Here is a 1,959-nt window from a genome sequence, read left to right on the forward strand (position 1 = left end):
GCCTCCAGGCCGACCTTGGCCTTGAACTCCGCCGTATGCACCCTGCGTTTTTTGCCTTCACTCATGCGCTATCATCCTTTCACGGACAACAGCTTAAACCACCGTCTCAAATTCGGGGTCCACTATAAGTTGCTTGACCTCGTCATAGGAAACATCAACTGTAAGATCGGGCTTTTTGTACAAAATTTTAGCACCGTATGCAATGAGTACTAGCGATATTAGCACGCTGTTAAACATCGAATAACAAATATAGCCAACAACCGCGATACATAGAATTTTGGCGAATTGATCATGCCGATGAGCGCTAGTATGGCTCAGTACAATTTCTTCAAACTCGTCCATTACACTGCGAGATACTTCGGGTATGGTCATACAAATCTTCCTTTGTCGATATGTGAGGTGTAATGTGATCAAAACCGTGTTCATGATGCAGGAAGATGGTACTCCACTGATCGCTGCGCGGGACTGTAAAGTTTACATGGTCTATTAACAACTGTTTGAGTGAAGGAGATTGATGCCATGACTGTCCCGATCCTTGATTTCAGCAGGGCTGAGGTTGTGATCAATGAGCTGTTCGACCCTGACGAATATGTAAGAACTGAGTTTCGAACTCGATTTTCAGGGCAAGCTGTCGCGTTCGCAGAAGCCATATCACCGGCGTTCGCGCGGTTCCCTCAATTCTCCGACGATGGTCAGCACTGTGTCCAAACAGCCTTAGTCTGTGGCTTTGTTCACGGCATACTTGATGATCTCGTGACTTCAATGAAGTTACTGCTTACTGGAAAACTTACCGCGTCGGGCAATTTGCTTAGGCAGGCGATTGAAGGCGTTTGTATGGCAGTGATGTGCGCATATCAAGGTACGCTTTCCATCGGCGACAAAGAATGTAATTACTGGAAAATGGTGGAAGAACAAGCAAAAGAGGCTGAAGGTAATTTCGCTGCGAGGCAATTCGTAAAGAACTTCGAACGGCTTGGCTTAAATATGGAGGGGGCCGAACAGTTAAAGTCAACGATAGCGATGTATCACCAGCATAGCCATGCTGGAGTTGTTGCAATGGCGTACAGAATGGAGCTAGGGCCCAATGGAGTCATCTACATTGGAGGCCACTTCGATGAAGCGAAGATTGATGGGTATTTAGCAGAGCTTGAGCAGCGCATCGGCGTCGCTAAACTAACCGTGCAGCTTATCGACTTCTTGTGGCCAAGCATTCGCGCAGTTGGCGGGAATTCTGTAGGCTGAGGCTTGTACGACTCTGCCCGGTGTTAATGTGCATCTGACGCCGTCCATGGGCATAGGCGTCTGGCGGTTATAGTCCAAGCCGTAAAATGTGCAACATATCGCACATTCCGTTAGCTGGAGAGACTAATGTGCAGTATCCTGCACATATGGACGCCATTAAAATCGGGAAAATTATTGCCCAAAAACGCCATGAGAAAAACCTGACGCAGCAGGAACTCGCGGACTATGCGTCGGTCAGCCGACGTTCGCTGATCGATTTGGAGCGCGGTCGCAACGATACCAGCGTGCGCCGCTTATTGCGAGTTCTCGGGGCGCTGGGTCTTCAGTTGCACGTACTGTCAGTCTCGCCCCGACCAACTGAGGACCAGTTAAGGGAAATCTTCACTGATGAAGATTGAGTGGCTAACGCCACTTTGTCAGGCATTATGAGCGATGACCAGTGCTGCGACCCAATGCGCTTCGCTAACGCAGCGACATTGGGGGCCGGTGCATTTTCGGAGGGGGGGAGCCAGCTACATCATGGCGCTTCTAAGCAAGAAAGCCCCGCAAGGGGCTTTTTTTCAGTCTGTCAGAATGCGAAAAAGCCCGCACAGATAAACTGAGCGGGCTTTTTCTAAATAACTAGCTTGACGATAACCTACTTTCACACTGGTTGCAGCACTATCATCGGCGTAGAGTCGTTTCACGGTCCTGTTCGGGATGGGAAGGGGTGGGACC

3 protein-coding genes and 1 rRNA gene are annotated in these 1,959 nt (G+C 49.4%); 2 read left to right on the forward strand and 2 right to left on the reverse strand.

Annotated features, from left to right (window positions below):
* Positions 1-93: 93 nt before the first annotated feature.
* A complete protein-coding gene (locus GTP44_RS26715; protein WP_161021794.1) occupies positions 94-372 on the reverse strand; it encodes a hypothetical protein in 279 nt (92 codons plus the stop codon).
* 147 nt (positions 373-519) lie between these two features.
* Here GTP44_RS26715 and GTP44_RS26720 point away from each other — a divergent pair, with 147 nt between their 5' ends.
* Complete coding sequence (locus GTP44_RS26720) at positions 520-1,242, forward strand: hypothetical protein (RefSeq protein ID WP_161021795.1); 723 nt, start codon at positions 520-522, stop codon at positions 1,240-1,242.
* A gap of 128 nt (positions 1,243-1,370) precedes the next feature.
* Positions 1,371-1,640 (forward strand): helix-turn-helix transcriptional regulator, encoded by a 270-nt coding sequence (locus GTP44_RS26725; RefSeq protein ID WP_161021796.1) that lies wholly within the window; start codon positions 1,371-1,373, stop codon positions 1,638-1,640.
* Positions 1,641-1,866: 226 nt separating this feature from the next.
* Here the strand turns inward: GTP44_RS26725 and rrf are convergent.
* Positions 1,867-1,959: ribosomal RNA gene (gene rrf / locus GTP44_RS28430) — 5S ribosomal RNA — on the reverse strand; the annotation flags it as partial.

The organism is Duganella lactea, from assembly GCF_009857505.1.
GTDB classification, from domain to species: Bacteria; Pseudomonadota; Gammaproteobacteria; order Burkholderiales; family Burkholderiaceae_D; genus Rugamonas; species Rugamonas lactea.

Bases quoted from the DNA above. Each gene is read 5' to 3' on its own strand.
- GTP44_RS26720 (WP_161021795.1), top strand. From the start codon at position 520: ATGACTGTCCCGATCCTTGATTTCAGCAGGGCTGAGGTTGTGATCAAT.
- GTP44_RS26715 (WP_161021794.1), bottom strand. From the start codon at position 372: ATGACCATACCCGAAGTATCTCGCAGTGTAATGGACGAGTTTGAAGAA.